This window comes from Bosea sp. BIWAKO-01 (genome assembly GCF_001748145.1).
Taxonomy (GTDB): Bacteria; Pseudomonadota; Alphaproteobacteria; order Rhizobiales; family Beijerinckiaceae; genus Allobosea.
Genome location: NZ_BCQA01000001.1, coordinates 2,639,183 through 2,664,258, shown reverse-complemented (window position 1 = coordinate 2,664,258; position 25,076 = coordinate 2,639,183). Strand labels below are relative to the sequence as shown.

General features: G+C 64.8%; 27 protein-coding genes and 1 tRNA gene. 8 read left to right on the top strand and 20 right to left on the bottom strand.

All coding sequences use genetic code 11. The annotated features are described in order from the left end of the window. Positions 1 to 102: 102 nt before the first annotated feature. Entirely contained in the window at positions 103 to 1,425 is a 1,323-nt protein-coding gene (locus BIWAKO_RS12370) for an MFS transporter (protein ID WP_069878930.1), read from the top strand. Between the two features lie 223 nt (positions 1,426 to 1,648). On the opposite strand, the gene BIWAKO_RS34195 is transcribed toward BIWAKO_RS12370, so the two are convergent. The 12 genes from BIWAKO_RS34195 to proB form a co-directional block, all read right to left on the bottom strand. Then, positions 1,649 to 1,855, bottom strand: a complete 207-nt coding sequence (locus BIWAKO_RS34195; RefSeq protein ID WP_074471661.1) for a hypothetical protein — start codon at positions 1,853 to 1,855, stop codon at positions 1,649 to 1,651. Positions 1,856 to 2,367: 512 nt separating this feature from the next. Next, a tRNA-Arg gene (locus BIWAKO_RS12365) sits at positions 2,368 to 2,444 on the bottom strand. Positions 2,445 to 2,586: 142 nt separating this feature from the next. Beyond that, entirely contained in the window at positions 2,587 to 2,973 is a 387-nt protein-coding gene (hisE, locus tag BIWAKO_RS12360; RefSeq protein WP_069878929.1) for a phosphoribosyl-ATP diphosphatase, read from the bottom strand. Positions 2,974 to 3,114: 141 nt separating this feature from the next. Next, on the bottom strand, positions 3,115 to 3,621 hold the full coding sequence (locus BIWAKO_RS12355; protein WP_069878928.1) for an RNA pyrophosphohydrolase: 507 nt from the start codon (positions 3,619 to 3,621) through the stop codon (positions 3,115 to 3,117). Beyond that, positions 3,618 to 4,826: a divergent polysaccharide deacetylase family protein gene (locus tag BIWAKO_RS12350; RefSeq protein WP_069878927.1), complete on the bottom strand. Its 1,209-nt coding sequence runs from the start codon at positions 4,824 to 4,826 to the stop codon at positions 3,618 to 3,620. Before BIWAKO_RS12350 ends, BIWAKO_RS12355 begins: the two co-directional genes overlap by 4 nt. A gap of 124 nt (positions 4,827 to 4,950) precedes the next feature. Then, entirely contained in the window at positions 4,951 to 6,285 is a 1,335-nt protein-coding gene (locus BIWAKO_RS12345; RefSeq protein ID WP_069882408.1) for a S41 family peptidase, read from the bottom strand. Further along, complete coding sequence (locus BIWAKO_RS12340; protein WP_084651281.1) at positions 6,285 to 7,655, bottom strand: murein hydrolase activator EnvC family protein; 1,371 nt, start codon at positions 7,653 to 7,655, stop codon at positions 6,285 to 6,287. Before BIWAKO_RS12340 ends, BIWAKO_RS12345 begins: the two co-directional genes overlap by 1 nt. After that, a complete protein-coding gene (rlmH, locus tag BIWAKO_RS12335) occupies positions 7,652 to 8,131 on the bottom strand; it encodes a 23S rRNA (pseudouridine(1915)-N(3))-methyltransferase RlmH (RefSeq protein ID WP_069878926.1) in 480 nt (159 codons plus the stop codon). The genes BIWAKO_RS12340 and rlmH overlap by 4 nt, the downstream gene beginning before the upstream one ends. 12 nt (positions 8,132 to 8,143) lie before the next feature. Next, positions 8,144 to 8,473: a ribosome silencing factor gene (gene rsfS / locus BIWAKO_RS12330; RefSeq protein ID WP_074471540.1), complete on the bottom strand. Its 330-nt coding sequence runs from the start codon at positions 8,471 to 8,473 to the stop codon at positions 8,144 to 8,146. A 150-nt stretch (positions 8,474 to 8,623) separates the two neighbouring features. Beyond that, positions 8,624 to 9,235, bottom strand: a complete 612-nt coding sequence (locus tag BIWAKO_RS12325) for a nicotinate-nucleotide adenylyltransferase (protein ID WP_069878925.1) — start codon at positions 9,233 to 9,235, stop codon at positions 8,624 to 8,626. Continuing rightward, on the bottom strand, positions 9,232 to 10,473 hold the full coding sequence (locus BIWAKO_RS12320) for a glutamate-5-semialdehyde dehydrogenase (protein WP_069882407.1): 1,242 nt from the start codon (positions 10,471 to 10,473) through the stop codon (positions 9,232 to 9,234). Before BIWAKO_RS12320 ends, BIWAKO_RS12325 begins: the two co-directional genes overlap by 4 nt. A gap of 99 nt (positions 10,474 to 10,572) precedes the next feature. Continuing rightward, positions 10,573 to 11,697 carry a glutamate 5-kinase gene (proB, locus tag BIWAKO_RS12315; protein WP_244523425.1) on the bottom strand — a complete coding sequence of 375 codons (1,125 nt, stop codon included), beginning with the start codon at positions 11,695 to 11,697 and terminating at the stop codon, positions 10,573 to 10,575. A 353-nt stretch (positions 11,698 to 12,050) separates the two neighbouring features. Here proB and rpsU point away from each other — a divergent pair, with 353 nt between their 5' ends. From rpsU to BIWAKO_RS12285, 6 genes are all read left to right on the top strand, one after another. Then, positions 12,051 to 12,314: a 30S ribosomal protein S21 gene (gene rpsU / locus BIWAKO_RS12310; protein WP_069882405.1), complete on the top strand. Its 264-nt coding sequence runs from the start codon at positions 12,051 to 12,053 to the stop codon at positions 12,312 to 12,314. Between the two features lie 82 nt (positions 12,315 to 12,396). Further along, entirely contained in the window at positions 12,397 to 12,774 is a 378-nt protein-coding gene (locus BIWAKO_RS12305; RefSeq protein WP_069878924.1) for a DUF6481 family protein, read from the top strand. 453 nt (positions 12,775 to 13,227) lie between these two features. Continuing rightward, positions 13,228 to 14,343 carry a TRAP transporter substrate-binding protein gene (locus tag BIWAKO_RS12300; protein ID WP_069878923.1) on the top strand — a complete coding sequence of 372 codons (1,116 nt, stop codon included), beginning with the start codon at positions 13,228 to 13,230 and terminating at the stop codon, positions 14,341 to 14,343. A gap of 89 nt (positions 14,344 to 14,432) precedes the next feature. Continuing rightward, entirely contained in the window at positions 14,433 to 15,008 is a 576-nt protein-coding gene (locus BIWAKO_RS12295; protein WP_069878922.1) for a TRAP transporter small permease subunit, read from the top strand. Further along, positions 15,008 to 16,336, top strand: coding sequence for a TRAP transporter large permease (locus tag BIWAKO_RS12290; protein ID WP_069878921.1), 1,329 nt, complete (start codon positions 15,008 to 15,010; stop codon positions 16,334 to 16,336). The genes BIWAKO_RS12295 and BIWAKO_RS12290 overlap by 1 nt, the downstream gene beginning before the upstream one ends. 147 nt (positions 16,337 to 16,483) lie before the next feature. Continuing rightward, complete coding sequence (locus BIWAKO_RS12285; protein ID WP_141740052.1) at positions 16,484 to 17,233, top strand: GntR family transcriptional regulator; 750 nt, start codon at positions 16,484 to 16,486, stop codon at positions 17,231 to 17,233. 10 nt (positions 17,234 to 17,243) lie between these two features. Here the strand turns inward: BIWAKO_RS12285 and BIWAKO_RS12280 are convergent, their stop codons facing one another. The 4 genes from BIWAKO_RS12280 to BIWAKO_RS12265 all read right to left on the bottom strand — a co-directional run bounded on the left by BIWAKO_RS12280 (position 17,244) and on the right by BIWAKO_RS12265 (position 20,300). Next, positions 17,244 to 18,023 (bottom strand): enoyl-CoA hydratase/isomerase family protein, encoded by a 780-nt coding sequence (locus BIWAKO_RS12280; protein ID WP_069878919.1) that lies wholly within the window; start codon positions 18,021 to 18,023, stop codon positions 17,244 to 17,246. A 15-nt stretch (positions 18,024 to 18,038) separates the two neighbouring features. After that, positions 18,039 to 19,232, bottom strand: coding sequence for a CaiB/BaiF CoA transferase family protein (locus BIWAKO_RS12275; protein WP_069878918.1), 1,194 nt, complete (start codon positions 19,230 to 19,232; stop codon positions 18,039 to 18,041). Positions 19,233 to 19,415: 183 nt separating this feature from the next. After that, a complete protein-coding gene (locus BIWAKO_RS12270) occupies positions 19,416 to 19,607 on the bottom strand; it encodes a hypothetical protein (protein WP_069878917.1) in 192 nt (63 codons plus the stop codon). Between the two features lie 93 nt (positions 19,608 to 19,700). Beyond that, on the bottom strand, positions 19,701 to 20,300 hold the full coding sequence (locus BIWAKO_RS12265; RefSeq protein WP_069878916.1) for a TetR/AcrR family transcriptional regulator: 600 nt from the start codon (positions 20,298 to 20,300) through the stop codon (positions 19,701 to 19,703). Positions 20,301 to 20,506: 206 nt separating this feature from the next. On the opposite strand from BIWAKO_RS12265, the gene BIWAKO_RS12260 reads away from it, so the two are divergent. Beyond that, positions 20,507 to 21,517, top strand: a complete 1,011-nt coding sequence (locus BIWAKO_RS12260) for an LLM class flavin-dependent oxidoreductase (RefSeq protein ID WP_069878915.1) — start codon at positions 20,507 to 20,509, stop codon at positions 21,515 to 21,517. Positions 21,518 to 21,520: 3 nt separating this feature from the next. Here BIWAKO_RS12260 and BIWAKO_RS12255 read toward each other — a convergent pair whose 3' ends face one another. Genes BIWAKO_RS12255 through BIWAKO_RS12240 form a run of 4 tightly spaced genes read right to left on the bottom strand, consistent with a single transcriptional unit; the run spans position 21,521 to position 25,063 of the window. Next, positions 21,521 to 22,384 (bottom strand): metal ABC transporter permease, encoded by an 864-nt coding sequence (locus BIWAKO_RS12255; protein WP_069878914.1) that lies wholly within the window; start codon positions 22,382 to 22,384, stop codon positions 21,521 to 21,523. Beyond that, positions 22,381 to 23,241 (bottom strand): metal ABC transporter permease, encoded by an 861-nt coding sequence (locus BIWAKO_RS12250; protein WP_069878913.1) that lies wholly within the window; start codon positions 23,239 to 23,241, stop codon positions 22,381 to 22,383. The genes BIWAKO_RS12255 and BIWAKO_RS12250 overlap by 4 nt, the downstream gene beginning before the upstream one ends. Next, a complete protein-coding gene (locus BIWAKO_RS12245; RefSeq protein WP_069878912.1) occupies positions 23,238 to 24,146 on the bottom strand; it encodes a manganese/iron ABC transporter ATP-binding protein in 909 nt (302 codons plus the stop codon). The genes BIWAKO_RS12250 and BIWAKO_RS12245 overlap by 4 nt, the downstream gene beginning before the upstream one ends. Further along, positions 24,143 to 25,063 carry a metal ABC transporter substrate-binding protein gene (locus BIWAKO_RS12240; protein WP_069878911.1) on the bottom strand — a complete coding sequence of 307 codons (921 nt, stop codon included), beginning with the start codon at positions 25,061 to 25,063 and terminating at the stop codon, positions 24,143 to 24,145. The genes BIWAKO_RS12245 and BIWAKO_RS12240 overlap by 4 nt, the downstream gene beginning before the upstream one ends. Positions 25,064 to 25,076 lie beyond the last annotated feature (13 nt).

Here is a 25,076-nt window from a genome sequence, read left to right as displayed (position 1 = left end):
TGCGAAGGTTTGACGGGTATCTGCGATCCACCGTATCCATTTGCATGAGGTGCGGGCAAGCCCGTACGATCCGACCCGCCCGATAACGAGGGGTTCCCGGTCATGAGCGCTGAGGCAGCGAACCATACATCGGGTCACCTGGACGAGCACGGGCGCGATCATGTCTCGCCCGGCGAGATCGCAATCGGCGTGATCATCGGCCGGACCTCGGAATATTTCGACTTCTTCGTCTTCGGTCTCGGCTGCGTTCTGGTCTTTCCCGAGTTGGTGTTCCCCTTCGCCGACCGGCTGACCGCAACGCTCTACGCCTTCGCGATCTTCGCGCTCGCTTTTATGACCCGCCCTATCGGCACAGTGCTGTTCATGGCAATCGACCGTCGCCACGGCCGCGCGGCCAAGCTTACCGTTGCACTCTTCCTCCTCGGCGGCGCGACGGCCGCCATCGCCTTCCTGCCCGGCTATGCCACGATCGGCATCTGGTCCGGCATCATTCTCGCGATCTTCCGGCTCCTGCAGGGCATCGCGCTCGGCGGAGCCTGGGACGGGCTGTCCTCCCTGCTCGCCCTCAACGCGCCCGCCGGCCGCCGCGGCTGGTACGCCATGCTGCCGCAGCTCGGTGCGCCGCTTGGCTTCATCCTCGCTGCAGGGCTGTTCGCCTATTTCGAAGGCTTGCTGTCGCGGGAAGATTTCCTCGACTGGGGTTGGCGCTACCCCTTCTTCGTCGCACTGACGATCAATGTCGTGGCGTTGTTCGCGCGGCTGCGGATGGTTGCGACCCACGAATTCGCCCAGCTCATGGACACCCGTGAGCTCATGCCCATCCCGGTCCTCGAGTTGGTCAAGGCGCGTGGCAGCACGCTCATCCTCGGCGCCTTCGTGCCGCTGGCGAGTTTCGCGCTGTTCCACCTCGTCACCATCTTCCCGGTGAGCTGGATCAACCTCTTCACCGAACGTTCGGTTTCGGAATTCCTGATGGTGCAGGCGGCCGGCGCCGTGGTTGGCTTCGGCGCGATCGTCACCTCCGGTCTGATCGCCGACCAGATCGGCCGCCGCAACACGCTCCTTGTCTCTGGCGGGATGATCGCGCTCTTCAGCCTGTCGAGCATCATCGCCCCCCTGCTCTTCGGCGACAGCCTCGCGGGGCAGACGATCTACGTTATCATCGGCTTTGGCCTGCTCGGACTCTCCTACGGCCAGACTGCCGGCGCCGTGGCCTCGAGCTTCGGCACGCAGTACCGCTATACCGGCGCAGCGCTGACCTCGGATCTTGCCTGGTTGCTCGGCGCGGGCTTCGCGCCACTCGTGGCGCTGACCGTCTCGAGCCAGTTCGGGCTCGCCTGGGTCGGAGTCTACCTGCTCTCGGGCGCGCTCTGCACGCTCGCGGCGCTGGCGATCGATCGGCGGTTGGAAGGCCGGTACGGCTGAACCGGCCGCGAGGCGAACGACGATATCCGTCCAGGGAAGAATTCCGTCGCTCGCCATTTCGGCAGCGAGCGTGGGGCGCCGGACAAGCCTGGAATGGTCCGGTACCAGTGGCATGCCTGCGGCTAAAGCATCGGCCCGAAAAGTGGATTGCGATTTTCGAGAAAGCCGATGCAAAGACAAAGGGTTAGATCATGGGACTGGATACGGTATCCGGTCCGATGATCTAACGCGTCGCACGCCGTGTTGCGCGCACCACGGTGGGAGCGGTAATGGCACCCGCGGCCCCACCGACCACCGCGCCAACCGGGCCACCGACAAGTGCCCCCGTTCCCGCTCCGGCGGCAGCCCCGCCGATCCGCTGCTCTGTCCGATTGCAAGCACTCGCCGCCAATGCGGTGAGTACCAATAGCGGCATCACTGAAACCTTCATCGCGCGTCCTCCTGGTTGCGCAACGTCCTTGAACGGCAGCTGTTCCACCACCGCGGACCGGCCGGGTGGCAATCCCTTCGGCTTCGCCCCCCGAATGGATCGCAGCATCTGAGCCGTGACGGTGCCGCATCATCCTCAGTCCAACGCGCTCGATCGATCGTCGGATCTCACGCCGCCACGCCGCTTCGAATCGGCAACAACCATCCTGCGCACGGGGAATGCTCAGCAGGCGATCGAGAAACCGAATGCACGACGATTCGGCCCAGCAGGCCCCGCGATAGGCGCGTGGCATCAAACGGGCCATGATCGCGCGAACGGCGCCGAGATCACGGGACGATCGAGTGCATGACTACGCGGCCGGATCGATCGCTGGCGGAACGACACGGGCTCGCGAAGGTCGCCCACACGATCGGCCTTCGACCGTGTGCAAAGCGCTCAATCGTGCGTGAATGGGAGCTTACAAATGGCCCTGAAACGGGCGGTAAGCAGTGCTCCTGAGAAGGAGCCAAAAATGGCGCGCCCGAAAGGATTCGAACCTCTGACCCTCAGATTCGTAGTCTGATGCTCTATCCAGCTGAGCTACGGGCGCGTATCAGGTGGCTCGGCCGTGGCCGCGTCGATCTGATGTGGCGGGAATAACCGCAACGCTTCGGCTTGGCAACCCCCGTCTTCCCGGAAATCTGACATTCCCGGGGATGAGGCGGCAAGCGCGCTAAAACCGCGCCTTCTGCTCAGTCTTCGCGCAAGCCACCACCGGCGCTTGCGGCAACCTCGGCGCTTTCCTGCCGCGCCTGCTTCGCGGCTCGATTCTTCGGCAGTTTCTCTGCAATGCCGTAAAGCTGTTCGCGCCGGTCCATCTCGCGCCAGACATCCTCCGGCGCAATGCCGATCTCGCTCCAGAGCACGACGAGATTGTAGATCAGGTCGGCGCTCTCGAGGATCACCCGCTCGCGGTCGGCCTGGACCGCTTCCAGCCCGACCTCCACCGCCTCCTCGGCGAGCTTCTTGGCCATCTTCGGCAGCCCCTCGCCGATGAGCTTGGCGGTGCGCGAAAAGGCCGGGTCGCGCGTGCGTGCGGCGAGGACCGCAGTGTGAAGCTTGAAGACCGAATCAACCATATCGCGAGCGTCACCCCATCATGTGAGCATTTCGTGACAGGGAGCTCAGGCAGCGCGCAGCGCGAATCACTCCCCAGGAAATGGTAGTGCAAAACGCAGCGCGCGAAATGTTTGTTTCACGCCAAAGCAGAGATGGAACGATCAGTCCGCCGCGAAGGGAGCGAAGAACCGAACCACGTCGCGATAGACCGCCTGCTTGAACGGAATGATCAGATCGGGCGTCTCTTCCAGCCGCGCCCAGCGCCAGGCCTCGAATTCTGCCTTGTGACCGCCTGCCGGGTGCAGGATATCGATCTCGCTTTCGGGACCGTCGAGGCGGAAGGCGAACCATTTCTGGGCCTGGCCGCGCCAGCGGCCCTTCCAGGCCTGTTGGCCGATATCCACGGGAAGATCATAGCTCAGCCAGACCGGCACCTCCGCCAGCAGCGAGACGGAGGTGACATTGGTTTCCTCCTGCAGCTCACGCAGCGCTGCCTGGTAGGGCGTCTCGCCGGGATCGATGCCACCTTGCGGCATCTGCCAGGCAAAGCCCGGCGCAACATGCTCGCGCTTGGTCTTGTCCGCCCGCCGCCCGACGAAAACGAGCCCGTCGCGGTTGAACAAGGCCAGCCCGACGCAGGGGCGATAGCCGGGAGGCGGCTCGGTCATTTCAGGGAACCTGTTGTGGACGGATTGCGCAGTCCGTGGGCTGCGCTGACCGGCACGATGACGAGGCCCTTGGCCTCCAGAGATTTGGCCCAGCGGGCAATGCGCTCGATCGAGACCGGCAGCGCGCTCGCCGCGCCGATCGCCACGCCCTGTTCGCGCGCCTGAGTTTCAAGCCGCTGCAGCTGCTGGTCGATCGCATCGGCCCGGGTGACCATATCGATCACCCTGTCGACCTTGAGTGTCGGAATCTGCGCCCGCGCTGCCGCGCTCGCGAGCTGGCTGCGCGAGGACGAGCCGTCGTCGACGACCATCAGCCCGCGACCGGCAATCTCGCGCAGAACCGGCGACAGGGCGTTCTCGTCCGCCGTCAGCCGGCCACCGAGGAAATTGACGATGCCGACATAGCCGGTGAAGCGACCGAGCACCCAATGCAGCCGATCGAGATTCTCAGCGGCCTTTGGGCCGGAGAGCAGGGTGTGCGGCCCAGGATCGTTATCGGGATAGTCGAACGGCTCCATCGGCACCTGCAGGAAGACTTCATGGCCGTCGCCACGAGCCCGCTGCACGACGCGCTCCAGCTCGACCCCATAAGGTGCAAAGGCCAGAGAAACCGCGCCAGGCAGCTGCGTGATGGCATCTGCCGTACCATTCTGGCTGATGCCCAGCCCGCCGACGAGGAGCGCGATGCGACCGGCGGGCTTGGTCTCAGGTGCCGGACCTAGCGGCCGGGCATAGACCTGCATCGGCGTCGCGCCGTCCGACGCCACCTTCGGCAGAAGGCCGAACCGGCTACGTTCGACCAGCCGGTTGTCGGGCGCCGGCGCGAGCTTGACCTCGCCGCTATCGGGAATCGTGATGACGATCGCACCGGGAGCATCTGCCCCCGGGCGCACGACGGTCACCCCTGATTCGGTTTCGAGCTGGCGCGCTGTGGACTGGGAGCGCGGATCTCTGACGTTCGGTTCGACGGCAGGTGCAGCCGCGATTTCCCTTGAAGGCTGCCTGATCTCGATCGCGGCAGTCGCCATCGGCTCGCCACCATCGGGATCGCGCCGGAACAACAGGATGGCAATCACCGCAAGCGCCGCGCACCCCACCGCTCCGCTCAGGGCAAGCGACAGCCAGCGCGTCCACGGCTTGCCGTGGCGCACCGCGCGATCCTGCCCCAAAGGCCGATCAAGCTCGGGAAGCGACGTTCCGGCCAAGGGCAGCCGTCCTCAGCTGTTCGAAACGGACCCGAATCAGCGGCCCGCACGCCTAGTCTTGGCGCGTGCGGGGCCAGCAGTCGAGAGCGCCGGAGAATGGCGCCCCCTCGCTCTCGGATGGAGATCAGTTCGGCTTGGCGGGCTCTGGGGTCGGAACCGGCCCGGCGACGTCCTTCTTGACGCCGCGCAACAGGTTCAACGCGGCCAGCAACTGCGTATCCTTGGTCGGGTCATTCGGCACATAGGAAGCCGAGCCCGACTGCTCGTCCTTGCCGTCTCCCGACTTGAGATGCCCCTTCAGCGATGCCTCGCCCTTATTGTCCGTCAGCTTGTCCTTGAGTTCCGGCGGAATCTCCTGGACGACCTCGATATCCGGCGTGATGCCCTTGGCCTGGATCGAGTTGCCCGATGGCGTGTAGTAGCGCGCCGTGGTCAGGCGCAGGCCGCCATTCGAGCCGAGCGGGATCACGGTCTGGACCGAGCCCTTGCCGAAGGAACGCGTGCCCATCACGGTCGCGCGCTTGTGATCCTGCAGGGCGCCGGCAACGATCTCAGCCGCCGAGGCCGAGGAGCCGTTGATCAGAACCACGACCGGCTTGCCCTTGGTCAGGTCTCCGGACTTGGCGTTGAAGACCTGGGTCTCCTCGGCATTGCGACCGCGCGTCGAGACGATCTTGCCGCGCTCAAGGAACGCATCCGACACCAACACCGACTGGTCGAGCCTGCCGCCGCGGTTGTTGCGTAGATCGATTACATAGCCCTTGACCTTGTCGACGCCGATCTCGGCATTGACCTTGTCGATTGCCTTGCGCAGCCCCTCATAGGTCTGCTCGCTGAAGGTGCCGATGCGGATATAGCCGACATCGTTCTCGACCCGCTCCTCGACCGCCGGGACGACGATGGTGGAACGCGTCAGGGTGAACTCCAGTGGATCGGGCTTGCCCGGGCGTTCGATCTTGAGCTTGACCTGGGTGTTGATGATGCCGCGCATTTTCTCCACGGCCTGGGTCAAGCTCAGACCCTTGACCTGATCACCATCGATTTCCCTGATGATGTCGTTGGCGAGGATGCCGGCCTTGGAGGCGGGCGTGTCGCGAATCGGCTTGGCGACCTTGAGGACTCCGTCCTCCATGGTGACCTCGATGCCGAGTCCGCCGAACTGGCCGCGCATGTCCGTGTCCATGTCCCGGAAGCTCTTCGCATCGAGATAGGCCGAATGCGGATCGAGCGAGGAGACCATGCCGTTGATCGCGGCCTCGATCAGCTTCTGCTCGTCGGGCTTCTCGACATAGTCGGTGCGGATCTTCTCGAAGATGTCACCAAACAGGTTGAGGCTACGATAGACCTCCGCCGAAGCCGCGACCGCGCTGGTCGAGGACAGCAGGTGGGTCTGCGTCGCCAGACTGGTAAGGCCCGCGCCAACGATCGCGCCGGCGAGAACGAGGGAGACCTTGCGCATCATCCGCGAACCTTTTCGCTTTGCGATTTCGTCCACCACGGTGCCGGGTCGATCGAAACGCCGTCTTTTCTGAACTCAATATAGAGAACCGGTTCCCCAGTCCCCGAACCTACGATCGTCGCGGCAGCTTCCGACGTTTGACCCATCATCGCAACCGGTTCCCCGGCAAGGACGAATTGGTTCAGCGACACGTCGATCCGCTGCATGCCGGCCAAGAGCAAATAGTACCCCCCACCCGCGTTCAGGATCAAGAGTTGCCCGAAGGAGCGGAACGGCCCAGCATAAACAACCCAAGCGTCGGAAGGCGCCGAAACTAGGGCATTAGGGCGGGTTGTTAGCGAAATTCCGCGCGTCGTGCCGCCAACCCCGTCATTGTCACCAAAACCACGCAATTGTGATCCGGCAGCGGGCAGCGGCAGCATGCCGCGAGCTTCCGCGAAAGCGATCTTCGGCGCAAGCCGGGCCGGGTCCTTGAAGGCGAGCGCCGCCATGCGCTGCCGCTGCTCGCGGGTCTCGGCCTCCAGAGCCTGGCGCGCCGCTTCCGCGGCGCGATTCGCGACAGAGATTTCCTTTTCGATGCGCTCGACGAAATCGCGCAGGCCCTTCGCCTGCGCCGCAAGCTCTCCGCTCAGCCCGCGCTGCGCCTCGATATCCTTGGCGGCGCTGGCCTCGCGCTCGCGTCTGGCATCGATCAGCGAAGCAAGGCGCTGGCGCTCGCCCGCGAGCGTTTCCAGCTCGCCAGTCATCGCCTTGCGCTCTTCCGCGATCCCGCCGCGCAACCGCACCAGCTCGCCGAGATCGGTACTGAGGATCTCGATCTCCTGGCGCAGATCGGGCACCACCGCGCCCAGCAGCATCGAGGCGCGCACCGCCTCCAGGATATCCTCCGGCCGCACCAGAACGGCCGGCGGCGGCCGGCGGCCGATCCGCTGGAGCGCGGCCAGGACTTCGCCGATCAGGCCGCGGCGGCCGTCGAGGGAACGCCGGATCGCGGTTTCACTGGTCTGCAGAAGCGCCAGCCGCTCCTCGATCGCGCCAATACGACGTTCGACCCCCTGGGTACGGGTCGTCGTCTCGAGAAGCGCCTTGTTGAGACCGGCCCGATCGGCCCGGATCGTGGCGATCTCAGCCTCCAGCTTGGTTCGCCCCTCGGCATTGCCGGCCAGCCGTTCCTCGATCGCCTTCAACTCGGCTTCGCGGGCCTGCTTCTCCGCCAGTTTCTGCGCGATTTCGGGCGCCACGCGATCCGGATCGGGCGCCGGCTCCTGGGCGTTGGCTGACGGAAGGCCGAGACCGAGCGCGAGCCATAGCAAAGCAGCGCTGCCGAGGCGGCGCGAACTGGCTCGAATCACTGATGCGACGGACGTCATGCGCGATGATAGGGATGTCCGGCAATAATCGTCATGGCCCTGTAGAGCTGCTCCAACGCAAGCACGCGCACGAGCTGATGCGGCAATGTCAGGGCCCCGAAGGCCAGCGTCAGATCGGCACGATCCCGAATGGTCTCGTCCAACCCGTCCGCACCACCGATCACGAGGCTCGCGGTACCCGTACCTGCGTCCCGCGCGGCGGCGATCCTGCCGGCGAAGGCATCGCTTGTCAGGCTCCTCCCCCGCTCGTCGAGGGCGATCAGCAGCCCCGGCGAGAGCTTTGAAAGGATCGCGGCAGCCTCATCGCGCTTGCGCTCCTCAGCCCGCCGCGCCCGACTTTCAGGCAGCTCAGTGACATCCGGCCCAGTCAGGCCAAGGCTGCGTCCGAGAACATGGCTACGTTCGCGGTAGCGCTCGCAGAGGTCCCGTTCCGGCCCGTCCTTGAGCCGGCCGACGGTGATGATGGCGAGCCGCACCGGAAATCAGGATCAGCCGACAAGCCGCTCATTCGGGCGGTCGGCGCCCCACATCTTTTCCAGGTTGTAGAACTGACGCACTTCCGGGCGGAAGACATGGACGATGAGATCGCCCGTATCGATCAGCACCCAGTCGCAGGCAGGCATGCCCTCGACCTTCGGCGTCGGCAGTCCCGCCTTCTTGATGGCCTCGACGAGGCTGTCGGCGATCGAGGCGACATGACGGTTCACGCGCCCTGACGCAATGATCATCGCATCAGCCAGCGAGGTCTTGCCAACGAGGTCGATGACAGTGATGTCCTCGGCCTTCATATCTTCGAGAACATGGATTGCGAGGGCCACGCTGTCGGCGGACGGGTTTCCGGGGACAGCAGCCTGGGGAAGCGGCTTCGGCTCGGCTTCACCAAGGGTTTGACGGTTCAGTTCCGTATCCTCACATGACGACGCGCTCTCAGCGCGACGATCCCAAATTAAGCGATATGAGGTCGAAATTCAATCGCGACCAGCTAACCGGCGCAAATAGGTCGAGGACAGCTCCGAGCGCCGGCCATGCAGGAACACCCAGGCGGGGGGCTCCAGCAGCGGCAGGGCGGCAGCCGCATTCTCGGAAACCCGCCAGCGCGACAACCAGTTGGCGGCGGGCGAAGCCACCGCGCGATGCGTCGATCCCGGGCGGTCGATCACGGCGATTGGCATCATCCGGGCAATGGCTCGCCACTCGTTCCAGCGGTGGAAACCCGCAAGATTGTCGGCCCCCATGAGCCAGACGAAACGGACGCCAGGACAGCGCAATTTGAGGGCGCGCAGGGTATCGGCGGTGTAGCGGGTGCGCAGGCTCGCCTCGACCCCGGTGACATGGATGCGGGCGTGATCGGCAAGCTCTTGCGCCGTCGCAATGCGTTCGCCGAGCGATGGCAGGGCCGCATTGTCCTTGAGCGGATTGCCAGGAGTGACAAGCCACCAGATGCGGTCGAGCTGCAGCCGACGCAGCGCCGTCAGGCTCGCCATGCGGTGACCGTCATGGGCCGGGTTGAAGCTCCCACCGAACAAGCCGATCCGAAGGCCCGGCGCATGGGGCGGCAGGCGCAGATCCTCTGCCCTCACGGCCGGATCTGGCCGCTGCCATGAACCCGGTATTTGAAGGAGCAGAGCTGCTCGACACCGACCGGCCCGCGCGCATGCATACGCCCCGTCGCGATACCGATCTCGGCGCCAAAGCCGAACTCGCCGCCATCGGCAAACTGGGTCGAGGCATTATGGACGACGATGGCTGAATCGACTTCGGCCAGGAAGCGTTGCGCCGCCGCCTCGTCGGCGGTCACAATTGCATCTGTATGGTGCGAGCCGTAGCGCTCGATATGCGCAATTGCCGCGTCGAGCCCGTCGACCACCTTCACCGCAATGATCCGGTCCAGATATTCGGTTGCCCAGTCCGCCTCGGTTGCAGGCGTCACCTGCGGATTGGCGGCCTGTGCGGCGACATCGCCACGAACCGCGCAACCGGCCTCGACCAGCATCCTGAGGAGCGGCTGCAAATGGGTGGCAGCACAGGCGGCATCGACCAGAAGGCTCTCGGCCGCGCCGCAGACGCCGGTGCGGCGCAGCTTTGCGTTCAGCACGATCGCCTTGGCCATGTCGAGATCGGCGGCTCCATGGATATAGACATGGCAGTTGCCGTCGAGATGCGCGAAGACCGGCACACGCGCATCGCTCTGGACACGGGCGACCAGGCTCTTGCCGCCGCGCGGCACAACGACATCGACGGCGCCGCCGAGCCCCGCCAGAATCTCGCCGACGGCTGCGCGGTCACGTGTCGGCACCAGCTGGATCGCGTCGCCCGGCAACCCGGCAGCTTCCAGTCCCTGGCGCAGCGCTGCAGCAATCTCGGTCGAGGTACGGAAACTATCCGAGCCCGCGCGCAGGATCGCGGCATTGCCGCTCTTCAGGCAAAGTGCGCCGGCATCGGCGGTGACATTCGGGCGGCTTTCGAAGATCACCGCGATCACGCCAAGCGGTGTCGCCACGCGCTCGAAGGCAAGGCCATTGGGCTGGGTCCATTGGGCGAGCACGCGACCGACAGGATCGGGCAACAGGGCGATGCTCGCGACCGCCTCGGCAACCGCCGCCAACCGGGCCTCGTCCAGCATCAGACGGTCGATGAAGGCGGCGTTCTGGCCAGCACCGCGCGCCTCGTCCAGGTCTCGCGCATTGGCGGCGAGGATCGCCGGCGCCCGCTCGCGCAGGGCCTCGGCCATCGCTATCAGCGCCGCGTTGCGCTGCTCAGCCGACGCAAGCGCGACGAGCCGCGCAGCAGCGCGGGCCTGCCGGCCGAGCCCGTGCATGACCGTGCCGATATCCTCTTGACCATCGCTTGCAGAAACCACGCGCAGCGCGCCTTCGCCAGTCATCGTCAACTCACCCGTTTCCCTAGTCCGGCGACCTTAGCCGACACCGAGCGCCATGTCGTCACGGTGGATCATCTCGGCGCGCCCGGGATAGCCGAGGATCGCCTCGATATCGCGCGAGGCCTTGCCAAGCACGAGCCCCGCCTCCCCCGCATCATAAGCCACCAGCCCGCGGCCGAGCACCCGCCCATCCGGGTCACGAATGAGCACGGCATCGCCACGCGCGAATTCACCCTCGATCCGGCTGACGCCGACAGGCAGCAGGCTCGCTCCGCCGCGCAAGGCACGAGCGGCCCCTGCGTCGACATGCAGAGTGCCGCGCGGCTCGAGCGAGCCGGCAATCCAGGTCTTGCGCGCCGTCGCGGGGTTCGAAGCCGAAAGAAACCAGGTGCAGCGCCCGCCAGCCACGATCGCACTGAGCGGATTCTTCGTCCGCCCATCGGCGATCAGCATATGGGTGCCGCCCGCCGCCGCGATCTTGCCCGCCTCGATCTTGGTGCGCATGCCGCCGCGGGAGAGCTCGGACGCTGCTCCGCCCGCCATGGCCTCGATCTCCGGCGTGATCCGCTCGACCAGCGGGATATGGCGCGCAGCCGGGTCCCGCGCCGGAGGCGCCGTGTAGAGCCCATCGATATCCGAGAACAGCACCAGCAGGTCGGCGCCCGCCATGGTCGCGACACGTGCGGCGAGGCGGTCATTGTCGCCATAGCGGATTTCGGTCGTCGCGACCGTATCATTCTCGTTGATCACCGGAATCGCGCGCAGATCGAGCAGGCGGCCAAGCGTAGCGCGCGCGTTGAGATAGCGGCGGCGCTCCTCGGTATCGGCCAGCGTCAGCAGGATCTGGCCGGCGGTCAGCCCGTGATGCCCCAACGCCTCGGACCATGTCCGCGCCAGCGCGATCTGCCCGACGGCCGCGGCCGCCTGGCTTTCTTCCAGTCGCAGCGGGCCGCTTGGAAGCCTGAGCACGGTCCGGCCGAGCGCGATCGCCCCCGAAGAGACGACAAGCACATCGGCACCGCGCAGGTGCAGCTCGGCGAGGTCCTCGGCGAGCGCGGCGAGCCAGGCCTGGCGCAGCCGGCCACGCTCTCGGTCGACCAGCAGGGCCGAGCCGACCTTGACCACGATGCGGCGGAACTGACTCAGCGACGGCGTGTTCACGGAGAAGACCAGGATCGAGTAACGGAAGCGAGGATTGCCTGTTGGCGAAAACCCGCCACTTGTAAAGCGCGCGGCCGCTCGTGCGGCTATGCATGCCCCTGCAAAAGCATGCCTGAACCCCGGCAATTGCATTGACATTCATTGCTCGAGAGGCCATATGGCGGCCGTCGATATTCGGCCGAACGCCGTGGTCCCGCGCATGTCAATGTGCCCGCCGACGACCTTCCCCGCTCAGATCGAACAACCGGCGCGCGGCCTTCTGGTGCGCTTCAACATGACGCCGCGAAGATTTCGCTGGATCTCGGGCCCGGGTTCAGCGCGACGTTTTCGCATTTCGAATGAAGGAAACCAGGATGCAGGTTCTCGTCCGCGACAATAACGTCGATCAGGCGCTGCGAGTGCTTAAGAAGAAATTGCAGCGCGAAGGCGTTTTTCGCGAGATGAAGCGCCGCTCAGCTTATGAGAAGCCATCCGAGCAGCGCGCCCGCGAAAAGGCTGATGCCGTTCGCCGCGCCCGCAAGGCCGCTCGCAAGCAGGCTCAGCGCGAAGGCCTGATCGCCGCGCCGAAGCCCAAGGCGAAGCCGACCCGCGCCGCAGGCGCAGCGCCTGCTCGCTGATTACAATACACATCCGGCCAGTTCTGGATTATTGCCCCCGCGGGCTCGCGAGTAGAGCCCGCTCAACCCAAGAAGGTAGACCTTGAAGAACCCGAACGACCGCAGCTTCACTGATCGTCAGGCCAACTCCGCCAATGCCAAGAAGGCGCTGCTAGAGCGTTTCCAGGCGCGGCCGAAGGCCGATGACCCGATCATGCAGCAGCGCCGCGCGGAGCGCCAGGCCATCGCCGATGCGCGCACTGTCCGCGACGCCGAGAAGGCCGCTGCCCGTGCCGAGGCCGAGCGTCTCGCGGCGATCGAACGCGCCGCCCAGGAGGAAGCCGAGCGTCAGGCCGAACTGGTGCGTGAGGCCGCCCGCAAGGCCGAACAGGCCAAGCGCGATGCCGAACGCCCCCGCAAGGTTCTGCTCGAGGCCGTCCAGTACATGCAGATGCGCGCCGCCGGCAAAGGCCGCCGCTGAGCGACGCTCCGCCTCCCGGGGTCGAAAGACCTCGAGCTCAAGACGACGATACGGGAATGAGCCGCGCGTAACGCGCGCCTCATTCTTTCTGTTTTAGCAATGCTCCTCCTTCGCCGAGACGAGTAATTGCAAATCGCGCCACCGCGGCGCGGTACCCGCCTTGTCTCCAACGCCATTGATGACTCGGCGTTTCGACCTGGGCATCCCCCTGGAAAATTGGCGCTTATCGACGATTTTGTGCGCACGTCCACGGTGCCGCGCCCGGCTCCCCGGCAAAACCGCTCTTCGATCTACTGCTGAACAAAATGGCGACTTCAGCCCAAGACGTAAGACTTTAGTATTACGTCTTTCGCTTGCCATGGCAACTGAATACAGCAACTCTGGGTTATCGCGGCCAGCATACCGCAATAGCGACACGCCAGATACATGGCGGCGCACCCAGGGAGGGAATCCATGACTACGGAGACCGCTAAACCTCGCTCGAATCGTCGCAACTTCCTCAAGGTCGCCACGCTCGCGGGTGCCGGCGCCATTGCCATGCCCCAGGTCAGCCGCGCCCAAACGGTGACCTGGAAGTTCCAGTCCACCTGGCCGACCAAGGACATCTTCCATGAATTCGCTGGCGACTTCGCCAAGCGCGTCAACGACATGTCGGGGGGCCGGCTGAAGCTCGACGTACTCGCCGCGGGGGCAGTTGTCCCCGCCTTCCAGATGCAGGATGCGGTTGCGGCCGGCATTCTCGATGGCGGGCATGGTGTCTGCGCCTATTGGTACGGCAAGAACAAGGCCTTCTCGCTCTTCGGCACCCCCCCGTCACTCGGCTGGGACGCAACCAGCTTCCTGGGATGGATGAACCATGGCGGCGGCTATGAGCTCTATAACGAGCTGGTCGGCCAGACGCTGAAGCTCAATCTCGTCGGCTTCCTCAGCGGCCCGATGCCGTGCCAGCCGCTCGGCTGGTTCAAGAAGGAGCTCAAGACCCCTGACGACTTCAAGGGCCTGAAATACCGCACAGTCGGCCTCGCGGCCGATCTGATGAAGGAAATGGGGGCCGCAGTCACGATTCTGGCCGGCGGCGAGATCGTGCCGGCGCTCGAACGCGGCGTCATCGACGGCGCCGAGTTCAACAATCCCTCCTCCGACTCGATCCTTGGCTTCCAGGACGTCGCCAAGGTCTACATGCTGCAAAGTTACCATCAGGCAGCCGAGAGCTTCGAGCTCATCTTCAACAAGACGAAGTTCGATGCGCTCGCCCCCGAGCAGAAGGCGATCATCAAATATGCGGCGGAGGCAGCCTCCTCCGACATGATCTGGAAGGCGCTCGACCGGTATTCCAAGGATCTCGACATGTTGCGCTCCAAGGGCGTCAACGTCGTCCCGACCCCGGAGGTGATCCTCAAGGCTCAGCTCGTCGCCTGGGACAAGGTGCTCGACAAGCTTTCTGCCGAAAACGCCTTCTTCAAGAAGGTGGTCGAGTCGCAGAAGGCCTGGGTCAAGCGCACGGTCGCCTATGAACGCGTCAACACGCCTTCGCGCGAACTGGCCTTCACCCACTTCTTCAAGGCCTGAGTTCTGCCCGCATCCAGACGCCCGCCAGCCGCAGCCGGCCTGGCGGGCGTCTGCGCCGACGAGCTCTGCAACGTGCCGTGGAGACCCTGATGGGCATCGTGCTCGCGATCGACAAGTTCAATACCGCCATCGGGAAACTCGCCGGCTGGACGATTCTGATCCTGACTCTGGCGATCAGCTACGAGGTCTTCTCGCGCTACGTCCTGCGCGCGCCCACCGAATGGGCCTTCGACGTCAGCTACATTCTCTATGGCACTCTGTTCATGCTGGCCGGCCCTTACGCACTCGCACGCAATGCCCATGTGCGCGGCGATTTCCTCTATCGCCAATGGGCCCCGCGCACTCAGGCCCGGCTCGATCTGGCGCTGTACTTTCTGTTCTTCTTCCCCGGAGTCATCGCGCTGGCCTGGGCCGGATACAAGTTCGCCGCCTTCTCCTGGATGATCGGGGAGCATTCCTCGAACTCGCCCAACGGGCCGCCGCTTTATCACTTCAAGTCGCTGATCCCGATTGTCGGGGTCCTGATGTTCGTCCAGGGACTCGCCGAGGTCGCGCGCTGCGTCATCTGCCTGCGCACGGGCGAATGGCCCCCTCGCCTGCATGATGTCGAGGAGACCGAGAAGGTCATCCTCGAGGAAGCCGCAACCCGCGAGGGATCTATTTGATGTTCGGTCTGGGCAATCCCGAACTGGGCGTGGTCATGCTCGTCCTGTTCATCCTCTTCATCATGCTCGGCTTCCCCATCGCCTTCACGCTGATGGCTCTCGGCGTCGGCTTCGGTTACTGGGCGATGGGCGACAATGTCTTCGCGCTGGTCGTACAGCGAGCCTATTCGGTCATGGCCAGCGATGTGCTGGTCTCGATCCCACTCTTCATCTTCATGGGCTACATCATCGAGCGGGCGAACATCCTCGACAGGCTGTTCCACTCGATCCAGATCGCGCTCGGCAATGTTCCCGGCTCACTCGCCATCGCGACGCTCGCGACCTGCGCGATTTTCGCGACCGCAACCGGCATCGTCGGGGCGGTGGTGACGCTGATGGGGCTGCTCGCGTTTCCCGCCATGCTGCGTGCCGGCTACGATGTGAAGCTCTCGGCTGGCGTCGTCTGTGCCGGTGGCTGCCTCGGCATCCTGATTCCACCGAGCGTCATGCTGATCCTCTATGGGGCAACCGCGGGCGTCTCGGTTCCGAAACTCTATGCGGGCGCTCTCTTCCCCGGGCTGCTGCTGGCCGGACTCTACATGGTCTATGTCATCATCCGCTGCACCCTCAACCCGGCGCTGGCGCCAAGGCTGCCGAAGGAACAGACCGACGTTCCCTGGAGCAAGGTCATCTGGGCACTGATGACCAGCTTCTTCCCGCTGACCATCCTGATCATGTCCGTGCTCGGCGCGATCTTCTTCGGGCTCGCAACGCCGACCGAGGCCGCGGCCATCGGTTCGCTCGGCAGCCTGATCCTGGCCGCGGCCTATCGCTCGCTCTCATTCGGCAGGGTCAGAGAATCGGTCATCCTGACGGCTCGCACCTCGGCGATGGTCTGCTGGCTTTTCGTCGGCTCCTACATCTTCTCCTCGATCTTCGCGATTCTCGGCGGTCACGAACCGATCAAGGATCTGGTCACGGCGATGAACCTGTCGCCGACGATGTTCCTGATCGTCGCGCAGTTGATCATCTTCGTGCTCGGCTGGCCGCTGGAATGGACCGAGATCATCGTGATCTTCGTGCCGATCTTCCTGCCGTTGCTGCAGTTCTTCAATATCGACCCGCTGTTCTTCGGCATCCTGATCGCGCTCAATATCCAGACCTCGTTCCTCTCCCCGCCTGTGGCGATGGCGCCCTTCTATCTGAAGGGCATCGCGCCGCCGCATGTCACCATCAACCAGATATTCGCCGGCGTGATGCCCTATCTGCTGATCGTGCTGTTCGCGATGGTGCTGGTCTACATCTTCCCGGGGATTGCGCTCTGGCTGCCGAAATATCTCTACGGCTGAACACAGCTCGGGCGCCCTCGAGCAGTCGAGGAGCCTGCTAGCCATTGCGGCCCCGCTTGTTCGGGGCCGCAGCCTTGCCTACAGATCAGGGGCCCTGCGAGACGTGCTGGGACGGTGGGCGAGGTGCCGCCCGTGACCCGAGGCCTCATGACCACGACGCCGACGCCTGTTCCAGAGACCGGCAACCCTCAGCCCGGTCGCAAGGGGCGCCTGCATGGCGCGACGGTCGCGACGCTGCGCCGGATGATCATCACCGGCGAATTACCGGCGGGACAGAAGCTGCGGGAGCAGGAGATCTGCGAACAGCTCGGCGTCTCGCGTACCCCCTTGCGGGAGGCCCTGCGCACATTGGCAGCACAGGGATTGGTGAGGCTGACGCAAAATCGCGGCGCCGAAGTCGCCTCACTGACCCTGGACGATATCCTGGGGCTCTACGAAGTCGTCAGCACCTTGGAAGCGTTGGCGGCGCGGCTCGCCTGCAAGAGCATCTCGGACGAGACCGTCGCCGAGATCGGCATGCTGCATTACCGGATGATGCGGCACCAGGCGCGCGCCGAGCAGCTGGAGTATTTCGCGCTCAATCAGCAGATTCATCGCGCGCTTGTCGAGGCGGCGCGCAATGCGGCCCTGCTCGAAGCCTGGGAAGGATTGTCCGCACGCATCGAGCGCGCGAAATACCTCCCGAACCTTCAACCCACGCGCTGGAAAGCGGCGATGCAGGAGCACGATGCCATGCTCGCCGCCCTCGTCGCCCGCGATGGGGAGGGCCTGGCGCGGCTCATCGAGATCCATTTTGCCAACAGCCTCGCCGCGATCCTTGCCGCCGCGAACCCGGGGCTAGAGCATGCGGCCGAGACGCCAATGCCACAGGGCGACGACGAGCATGAGACGCCCTGACGGGGCAGCCCTATCGCCCTTGCCAGTTGGGCGCGCGCTTGGCCAGGAAGGCTTCCATGCCCTCACGGAAGTCGGCGCTCATATAGCACATCAGGACGAGGTCCTCGTCGTCGGCATGGCCGCGCGCAGCGGCGATCCGGCGCAAGCCTTCCTTTGTGGCGCGCATCGTCAGCGGCGCATGACCCGCAATGGTCTGCGCCAACTCTCCGACCCGCGTAAGCAGAGCCGCATGATCGGCCACCAGTTCGCCGTAGAGGCCGGCGCGGTGGCCTTCCTCTGCCTCGATCAACCGAGCCGTGAAGACCATGTCCTTGACCCGCGCGGGCCCAAGCAGCGAGGCGAGCCGGGCGAGGTTGTTCATCGACAGGCAGTTGCCGAGCGTGCGTGCGATCGGGAAGCCGAAGCGGGCCGAGCGCGTCGCGACCCTGAGATCGCAGGCGCAGGCGATGGCTGCTCCGCCGCCGGTCACCGCGCCCGAGATCGCGGCGATCGTCGGAATCGGGCAGCTTTCGATGGTGGTGATGATCTCCTCGATCCGCGTCTCGTAGTTGAGGGCGTCCTCTGGCTTGTCGAAGGCACGAAACTGCGAGATGTCGGTGCCTGCAGCGAAGGCTTTGTCGCCTGCCCCTGTCAGGATCAGCACCTTGGGCGAACCATGGCTCTCGATATCGCCGCAGATCGCGGCGATGCGGTCATACATCCCGAAGGTCAGCGCGTTGCGGGCCTGCGGACGGTTGAGGGTGATGGTGCCGACCCCGTCCTTCAGATCGTAGAGAATCTCGTCGTTCATCAACCCGCTGCTCCTTCAGATCGCCCCGGCCTCGCGCAACCGCGCGACCGCGCCTGGATCGTAGCCGAGCTCGGCCAGGATCTCGGCATTGTGCTCCCCTGCCTCCGGCGTCGGCGACACCACTCCGGCCGGCGTCCGCGATAGCCCGACCGGCTCGCCCACCACCCTGAAATCCCCAAGGATCGGATGACTCACCGGCTGCGCGATGCCGAGATGCTGCACCTGCGGGTCGTCGAACATCTCGTCGACGCCATAGATCGGTCCGGCCGGAACGGCATGTTCCTCGAAGGCGGCAAGCCAATGCGCCGAATCCCTCTGGGTCAGGATGCTCTCGATGATGACCCGCAGTTCCGGGCGCTTGTCGTAGCGCTTTTCCATGCTGTCATAGACCGGGTTGTCGCCGAGCTGGGGATGACCGATCGCCTTGCAGAAGGAGCGCCAATGGCCCTCGGCGCCGACACCGATATTGATATGGCCGTTCCTGGTCGCGTAGACGCCCATCGGCGTCGAATAGGGGTGATCGTTCCCCGCCTGCGGCGGCACCGTCCCCTCGACCAGGAAGCGCGCGGCCTGGAAATCCATCATCGCAATCTGGGCTTCGAGCAGGGAGGTCTGCACCCATTGGCCAAGCCCCGACGTCTCGCGCTCGGTGATCGCAACCAGCGCGCCAAGCGCGCCATAGAGGCCCGCGGCCGAATCTGCGACCGCAATTCCGGCGCGCACCGGCCCCTGCCCCGGCAGCCCGGTGACCGACATCATTCCACCCATCCCTTGGGCGATCTGGTCGAAGCCGGCGCGGGTCCGGTAGGGACCGCTCTGGCCGAACCCGGAAACAGAGACCAGGATCAGGCGCGGATTGAGCCTGTGCAGCGTGTCGAAATCGAGCCCGAGCCTGTCCTTCACGTCCGGGCGAAAATTCTCGATCAGCAGATCGGCACTCTCGATCAGCTTGAGCAGGATCGCTTTGCCCTCGGCAGTCTTCAGGTTCAGCGTCAGCGAGCGCTTGTTGCGGTGCAGGTTCTGCATGTCATAGCCATGCCGCGCGCCGCTCATGTTCTCGTTCGGGTCGAGCCCCGGCGGGCTTTCGACCTTGATCACATCGGCACCGAAATCCGCAAAGACGCGTGCGCAGGTCGGTCCGGCCCGCACCCGTGACAGATCGAGAACACGCAGTTTCGCAAGGGCGGTGGAAGGCGTCGGGCGGGGCATGGCTCGGCAGGCGTTGACGACAAGGGCGCCGACTATGGGTGCGCCCCGGCAGGGCGTCAACGCCTCCAGCATCTTGCATGCAAAACTATGCGAGCGTAGTCATTCTCGACCAGTGCACTCAGAGCGTTCGCGAATATTCTGGAAGAATGTATGCAAACGACCGCCGAAGCTTGAGCCGCGGAATCACGTCCGCTTCGCCGCTCCTGTACTCGTCGGGCTTTCCAATGCAACCGGATCGCTGGCCGGAAAGGTCGCCTGAAGAGCATCGTTCAAATCGGCGTCCTTGCCCTTCCCGCGTTGCGCCTTCCTTTGCTCCGCCTGCTCCTTGCGCAGGCTTTGCGTGGCCGGATTGGCCTTCTTGACCGCGCTCGCCATGACATCCCCCGCTTCGGATCACTGATTGCCGCGATGCACGCCGCGCCACGAAACGAAACGCGAATCCCGCCTCAGCGTTCCCTGAGCCGGGAGCTAGGCCCGCCTGTGGCCATAGGCATGGTGCACGATACGGCTGAATGAGCGGTAGAGTTGCTCGAGCCGATCGAAATTCCCGCCATCCTGCGTGATCGGCCCGGCGCTATTGGCGATGGCGACCAGTTGCAGCGCGATATCGCCGCGCGGGATGTCGTCGGAAAGCTCGCCGCGTGCCACGGCCTGATCAATTCCGGCGACCACGAGATTCTCGAGCGTCAGGCCGAACTGAGCCAGCGCCTCGCGCGCCTTTGGGCCGATCACATCCTGCTCCAGCCGCATCCGGCCGATCAGGCTCCAGGGATTGGCGGTCGTCGCCGTTGGATTGTAGCGGAGATAGCGCTGACGGTTCGACTCCATCATGCCATGAATCTTGTCTTCAAAGCTCTTGTCGCTGCGCCAGTTCGCCTCCCAGTTCGCCAGCGTCTGCTCGACGTAGTCGACAATCACCTCCTCGGCGAGGTTGAGCTTGTTGCCGTAGTAGTAGTGGATGTTCGCGCGCGTCGTGTTGAGGACGTCTGCGACATCCCGGAAGCGGAAGCCCTGGTAGCCATTGCGGATCAGGAGCTCTGCCGAGATTTGCTTGATCTCCTGCTTCATATCTCACTCCGCCGCATTGATTGCGCCCTTCTGGAGCCGTTTCGAGCCGCCGTCCAGTGCGCCGCGTCGCGGATGGATCCTCTCGCCAGAACGCCTCTGCATTAGCGTCATGCCAGATCGCGAGAGGGCTGGACGCAAGCCGGCTGCACTCCCATCTGCCACGGGCGCGGCATGATGAGCCGGGCGTCGATACGCAGGAGCGCTGCATGGTTGATTTCTCGGTCCTCGACCTCTCCCCGGTGATCGAGGGGCAGGAGCCCGGCGACGCTCTGCGCAATTCTCTCGAACTTGCCCGCCACGCCGAGGCGCTCGGCTATCGCCGCTACTGGGTCGCCGAGCATCACAACATGGTCGGCATCGCCAGCGCCGCAACGGCAGTGGTGATCGGCTATCTTGCCGCCGGAACCAAGACTATCCGCCTCGGCGCCGGCGGCATCATGCTGCCCAACCACGCGCCTCTCGTCATTGCCGAGCAGTTCGGAACGCTGGAATCGCTCTATCCGGGCCGGATCGATCTCGGCCTCGGCCGCGCTCCCGGCACCGACCAGCGCACGGTCCGCGCGCTGCGACGCGACCCGATGGCCTCGGACAGCTTTCCGCAGGATGTGCTCGAGGTGCAGGCTTTCCTCGCCCCCGTGCAGCCCGGGCAGGTGGTGCAGGCCGTGCCGGGGGGAGGCACCGAGGTGCCGCTCTGGATCCTGGGTTCCAGCCTGTTCGGCGCGCAGCTCGCTGCAGAACTTGGCCTGCCCTACGCCTTCGCCTCGCATTTCGCACCGGACGCACTGATTCAGGCGCTTGCGATCTACCGCGAGCGTTTCAAGCCGTCGGAGCAGCTGGATCGGCCCTATGCGATGCCGGGCATCAACGTCATTGCCGCCGATACTGATGAGGAGGCTCGCTATCTCTTCACCTCGGTCCAGCAGCGCTTCATCGACATGATTCGCGGCACGCGCGGCAAGCTGCAGCCACCGATCGACGATATCGAAAGCTACTGGTCCCCGGCCGAGAAGGCCCATGTCTCGCAGATGCTGCGCTACGCCTTCGTCGGCTCGCCGGAAAGCCTGAAGCGTCAGCTCGATGCGTTCCTCGACGCGACAGGGGCCGACGAGGTGATGGTCACGGCGCCGATCCACGATCGCAGCGCTCGCAAGCGCTCCTACGAGATCCTCTCCGGCCTCGTTCCGACCCTGGCGAGAAACCAGAGCAGGGCCGCGTAAGCATCATTGCACCGGTGAGACGCTGGCGCCGAGACTGGCGCGTCGCGATGCGCGCCAGAGATTGAGGGCAAGCGCCGCAAGGAAGAAGCCGGCCTGGACCACGACGATGCATGGGCCGGTCGCGGCATCGAGATGAAAGCTCAGGATCGTGCCGAGCACGCTCGAGACGGTCGCAACGCCGGCCGCCACCACGAGCATCCGGTCGAACTGGCGCGTCATCAGATAGCCGATGGCACCCGGCGCGATCAGCATGGCAACGACCAGGATGATACCGACTGCCTTGAGTGCAGCGACGATCGTCAGCGCCAGCAGTATCAGCAAGCCGAAGTTCAGCGCTGCGACCGGCAGGCCGATGGCCCGCGCATGAGCCGGATCGAAGGAGACCAGCAGAAAATCGCGCCGCTTCGCCAGCATGATCGCGATGGTCGGCACCGCGATCAGCGCCGTCTCCGCGATATCGGCCCAGCGCACGCCAAGCATATTGCCGAACAGGATGTGCATCAGGTGCTGGTCGCTATCGACCTTGACGAAGAGCACCAGCCCCAGCGCAAACATGCCGGAGAAGACGATGCCCATCACCGTGTCCTCCTTCACCCGGCTGTTCTGCTTGAGGTAGCCGATACCGACGGAGCAGCCGAGCCCGGCAGCGAAGGCGCCGATCGCCAGCGGCAAGCTCAGGATATGGGCGAGCACGATGCCGGGCAGCACCGCATGCGAGACCGCATCCCCCATCAGCGACCAGCCCTTGAGCACGAGGAAGCAGGAAAGCACCGCGCAGACGAGGCCGACCAGCACCGCGACGATCAGCCCCCGCTGCATGAACTCATGCGCGAACGGCGAAAGGAACCAGGTTTCGATCAGGCTCATGCGGCTTGCTCCGGAAGGGTCCGGGCCGCCCGACGCGCCGCAAGACGGCCGTGCTTCGGCGCGAAGATGAAGGCGAGCAGGAACAATACGGTCTGGAAGACGACGATCAGCCCGCCGGTCGAACCGTCGAGAAAGTAGCTGGCATAGGCGCCGATCGCGCTGGTCGTGACACCCATCGCAACCGCGATGATGATCAGGCGGCCGAAGCGGTCTGTCAGCAGGTAGGCGGTGGCACCGGGCGTCACCACCATGGCGATCACGAGGCAGGCTCCGACCGTCTGGAGGGCTGCAACCGTGCAGGCGCTGAGCAGCACGAAGAAGAGGATCTTCAGCCGCGTCGGCGAGAGCCCGACGCTGCGAGCCTGGTTCTCGTCGAAGAAGACCAGCATCAGGTCCTTCCAGCGCGCAATCAGGATCACCAGAGAGACGAAGGCGATGATCGCGACCTGGACGACATCCTCGTCCGAGATACCCAGGATGTTGCCGAGCACGATCGATTGGACGTTCACCGAAGTCGGGTTGATCGAGACGATCAGCAGCCCGACAGCAAAGAACGTGGTGAAGACGATGCCGATCACCGCATCCTCCCGCAATTGCGTGCGCACCCGGACCAGGGACATGGCGAGCGCCGCCAGCAGGCCGGAGAGGAAGGCACCTGCGGCATAGGGCAGCTTCAGCAGATAGGCGAGCGCGACGCCCGGCACGATCGCATGCGCCAGAGCATCGCCCATCAGCGACCAGCCCTTGAGCATCAGATAGCAGGACAGGAAGGCGCAGACGCCGCCGACCAGCGCCGAGACCCAGATGGCCTTGACCATGTACTGGTAGGCAAAGGGTTCGAGCAGGAGGTCGATCACCGGACCACATCCCTGCTGGCGTCGATAACCACCTCGTGATCGCGCTCGCCATAGAGCACGAGCGGGCGTTCGTCGTCGGTCAGGACGGTGACGCGCCGCTCGTCGGCATCGTCGTGGAGTTGCGCGCCCCCTAGCCGGAAATGCCGGAGCACGCCGCCGAAGGCCCGTTGCAGATTGGCCTCCGTGAAGGTGGACGCGGTCGGGCCGGCCGCCAGCACGGTCTTGTTGAAGATCACGACCTGGTCGCAGAAGTCCGGGATTGATCCGAGATTATGGGTCGAAACCAGCATCAGCCGGCCTTCGGAGCGCAATTCCCGCATCAGACCGACGATCGCATCCTCGCTCTTGACGTCGACACCGGTGAAAGGCTCGTCGAGCAGGATGACCTGCCCGCCCTGCGCCAACGCCCGCGCGAGAAAGACGCGCTTGCGCTGGCCACCGCTGAGCTCGCCGATCTGGCGGCGTCGGAAATCCAGCATATTGACGCGCGCGAGCGCCTCCTCGACCGCCTCCTTGTCGGCGCGTCGGGCCATGCGCATCAGGCCCATATGGCCGTAGCGTCCCATCATCACGACATCGTCGACGAGAACCGGAAAGCTCCAGTCGACCTCCTCGGACTGCGGCACATAGGCGACGAGCCCGCGCTTCAGCGCCTGCCGCACCTCCAGTCCCGCGATCGCGACGCGCCCCTGAGCCGGCTTAAGAAAACCCATGAGCGTCTTGAACAGGGTCGACTTGCCCGAGCCATTGATGCCGACCAGCGCGCAGATCGTTCCCGCGCCGAGGGCAAAGGAGGCATCGTTCACCGCTGTCACGCCATTGCTGTAGCGCACCGTCACACCCTCGACCGTGATCGAGGGTGCCAGAGCGAGCGCGCCCGGTCGGCCAGTCACATGAATGTTCACTGCCCGAACCCCTTCGCGATCGTGTCGACGGTGACTTCCAGCAGCTTCAGATAGGTCGGTACCGGCCCGTTCTCGGCAGAAAGCGAGTCGACATAGAGGACGCCGCCATAGGCCGCTCCGGTTTCGCGGGCGACCTGTCTGGCAGCCTTGTCGGAAATCGTGCTCTCGCTGAAGACAGCGGGAATCTTGTTCTTGCGCACGAGATCGATCAGGCGCCGCACCTGCTGCGGTGTGCCCTGTTCATCGGCATTGATCGGCCAGAGATAGGCCTCCCGCCAGCCGAAATCGCGCGTGAGATAGCTGAAGGCGCCTTCGCTGGAAACGAGCCAGCGGCGGCCTTCCGGCACCTTGTCGAGCCGGGCTCGCAACGGCGCGTCGATCGCCTTGATCTGCTCGGAATAGGATTTCGCGTTCCTGGAATAGGTCTCGGCATTCGCAGGGTCGGCGGCCGCCAGCGCCTTTCGAATGTTCTCGACATAGATCAGCGCGCTCGCCGTCGACATCCAGGCATGCGGGTTTGGCTTGCCCTCATAGGGCCCCTCCTTGATGCCCATCGGCACGATGCCTTCGGTCACGACCGCGCTCTTCACGTCCTTGACGTTCTCGAAGAAGCGCTCGAACCAGCGCTCGAGATTCAAGCCGTTCCAGAGCACGAGATCGGCCGATTGCGCCTTCACCACGTCGAGCGGCGTCGGCTGGTAGTCATGGATCTCGGCGCCGGGCTTGGTGATCGATTCCACGATCGCTGCAGTGCCAGCGACGTTCTGCGCGATGTCCTGGATCACCGTGAAGGTCGTGACGACGCGCAGCGGCTTGGCCTGCCCACCTTGAGCCAGCACCACCTGGCTCGTTGCTGCAAAACCGGCCGCGAAGGCGATGGCGGCGGCCAGAATCGTGAAGCGTCGACGCGAAGGCATGATCTCTCCTGCT

Excerpts from the sequence above, each read along its gene's own strand:
- BIWAKO_RS12370 (WP_069878930.1), top strand. The coding sequence starts at position 103 with ATGAGCGCTGAGGCAGCGAACCATACATCGGGTCACCTGGACGAGCAC.
- BIWAKO_RS34195 (WP_074471661.1), bottom strand. The coding sequence starts at position 1,855 with ATGAAGGTTTCAGTGATGCCGCTATTGGTACTCACCGCATTGGCGGCG.
- hisE (WP_069878929.1), bottom strand. The coding sequence starts at position 2,973 with ATGGTTGATTCGGTCTTCAAGCTTCACACTGCGGTCCTCGCCGCACGC.
- BIWAKO_RS12355 (WP_069878928.1), bottom strand. The coding sequence starts at position 3,621 with ATGACCGAGCCGCCTCCCGGCTATCGCCCCTGCGTCGGGCTGGCCTTG.
- BIWAKO_RS12345 (WP_069882408.1), bottom strand. The coding sequence starts at position 6,285 with ATGCGCAAGGTCTCCCTCGTTCTCGCCGGCGCGATCGTTGGCGCGGGC.
- BIWAKO_RS12340 (WP_084651281.1), bottom strand. The coding sequence starts at position 7,655 with ATGACGTCCGTCGCATCAGTGATTCGAGCCAGTTCGCGCCGCCTCGGC.
- BIWAKO_RS12320 (WP_069882407.1), bottom strand. The coding sequence starts at position 10,473 with ATGCACGGGCTCGGCCGGCAGGCCCGCGCTGCTGCGCGGCTCGTCGCG.
- rpsU (WP_069882405.1), top strand. The coding sequence starts at position 12,051 with ATGCAGGTTCTCGTCCGCGACAATAACGTCGATCAGGCGCTGCGAGTG.
- BIWAKO_RS12300 (WP_069878923.1), top strand. The coding sequence starts at position 13,228 with ATGACTACGGAGACCGCTAAACCTCGCTCGAATCGTCGCAACTTCCTC.
- BIWAKO_RS12295 (WP_069878922.1), top strand. The coding sequence starts at position 14,433 with ATGGGCATCGTGCTCGCGATCGACAAGTTCAATACCGCCATCGGGAAA.
- BIWAKO_RS12290 (WP_069878921.1), top strand. The coding sequence starts at position 15,008 with ATGTTCGGTCTGGGCAATCCCGAACTGGGCGTGGTCATGCTCGTCCTG.
- BIWAKO_RS12285 (WP_141740052.1), top strand. The coding sequence starts at position 16,484 with ATGACCACGACGCCGACGCCTGTTCCAGAGACCGGCAACCCTCAGCCC.
- BIWAKO_RS12280 (WP_069878919.1), bottom strand. The coding sequence starts at position 18,023 with ATGAACGACGAGATTCTCTACGATCTGAAGGACGGGGTCGGCACCATC.
- BIWAKO_RS12275 (WP_069878918.1), bottom strand. The coding sequence starts at position 19,232 with ATGCCCCGCCCGACGCCTTCCACCGCCCTTGCGAAACTGCGTGTTCTC.
- BIWAKO_RS12270 (WP_069878917.1), bottom strand. The coding sequence starts at position 19,607 with ATGGCGAGCGCGGTCAAGAAGGCCAATCCGGCCACGCAAAGCCTGCGC.
- BIWAKO_RS12265 (WP_069878916.1), bottom strand. The coding sequence starts at position 20,300 with ATGAAGCAGGAGATCAAGCAAATCTCGGCAGAGCTCCTGATCCGCAAT.
- BIWAKO_RS12260 (WP_069878915.1), top strand. The coding sequence starts at position 20,507 with ATGGTTGATTTCTCGGTCCTCGACCTCTCCCCGGTGATCGAGGGGCAG.
- BIWAKO_RS12255 (WP_069878914.1), bottom strand. The coding sequence starts at position 22,384 with ATGAGCCTGATCGAAACCTGGTTCCTTTCGCCGTTCGCGCATGAGTTC.
- BIWAKO_RS12240 (WP_069878911.1), bottom strand. The coding sequence starts at position 25,063 with ATGCCTTCGCGTCGACGCTTCACGATTCTGGCCGCCGCCATCGCCTTC.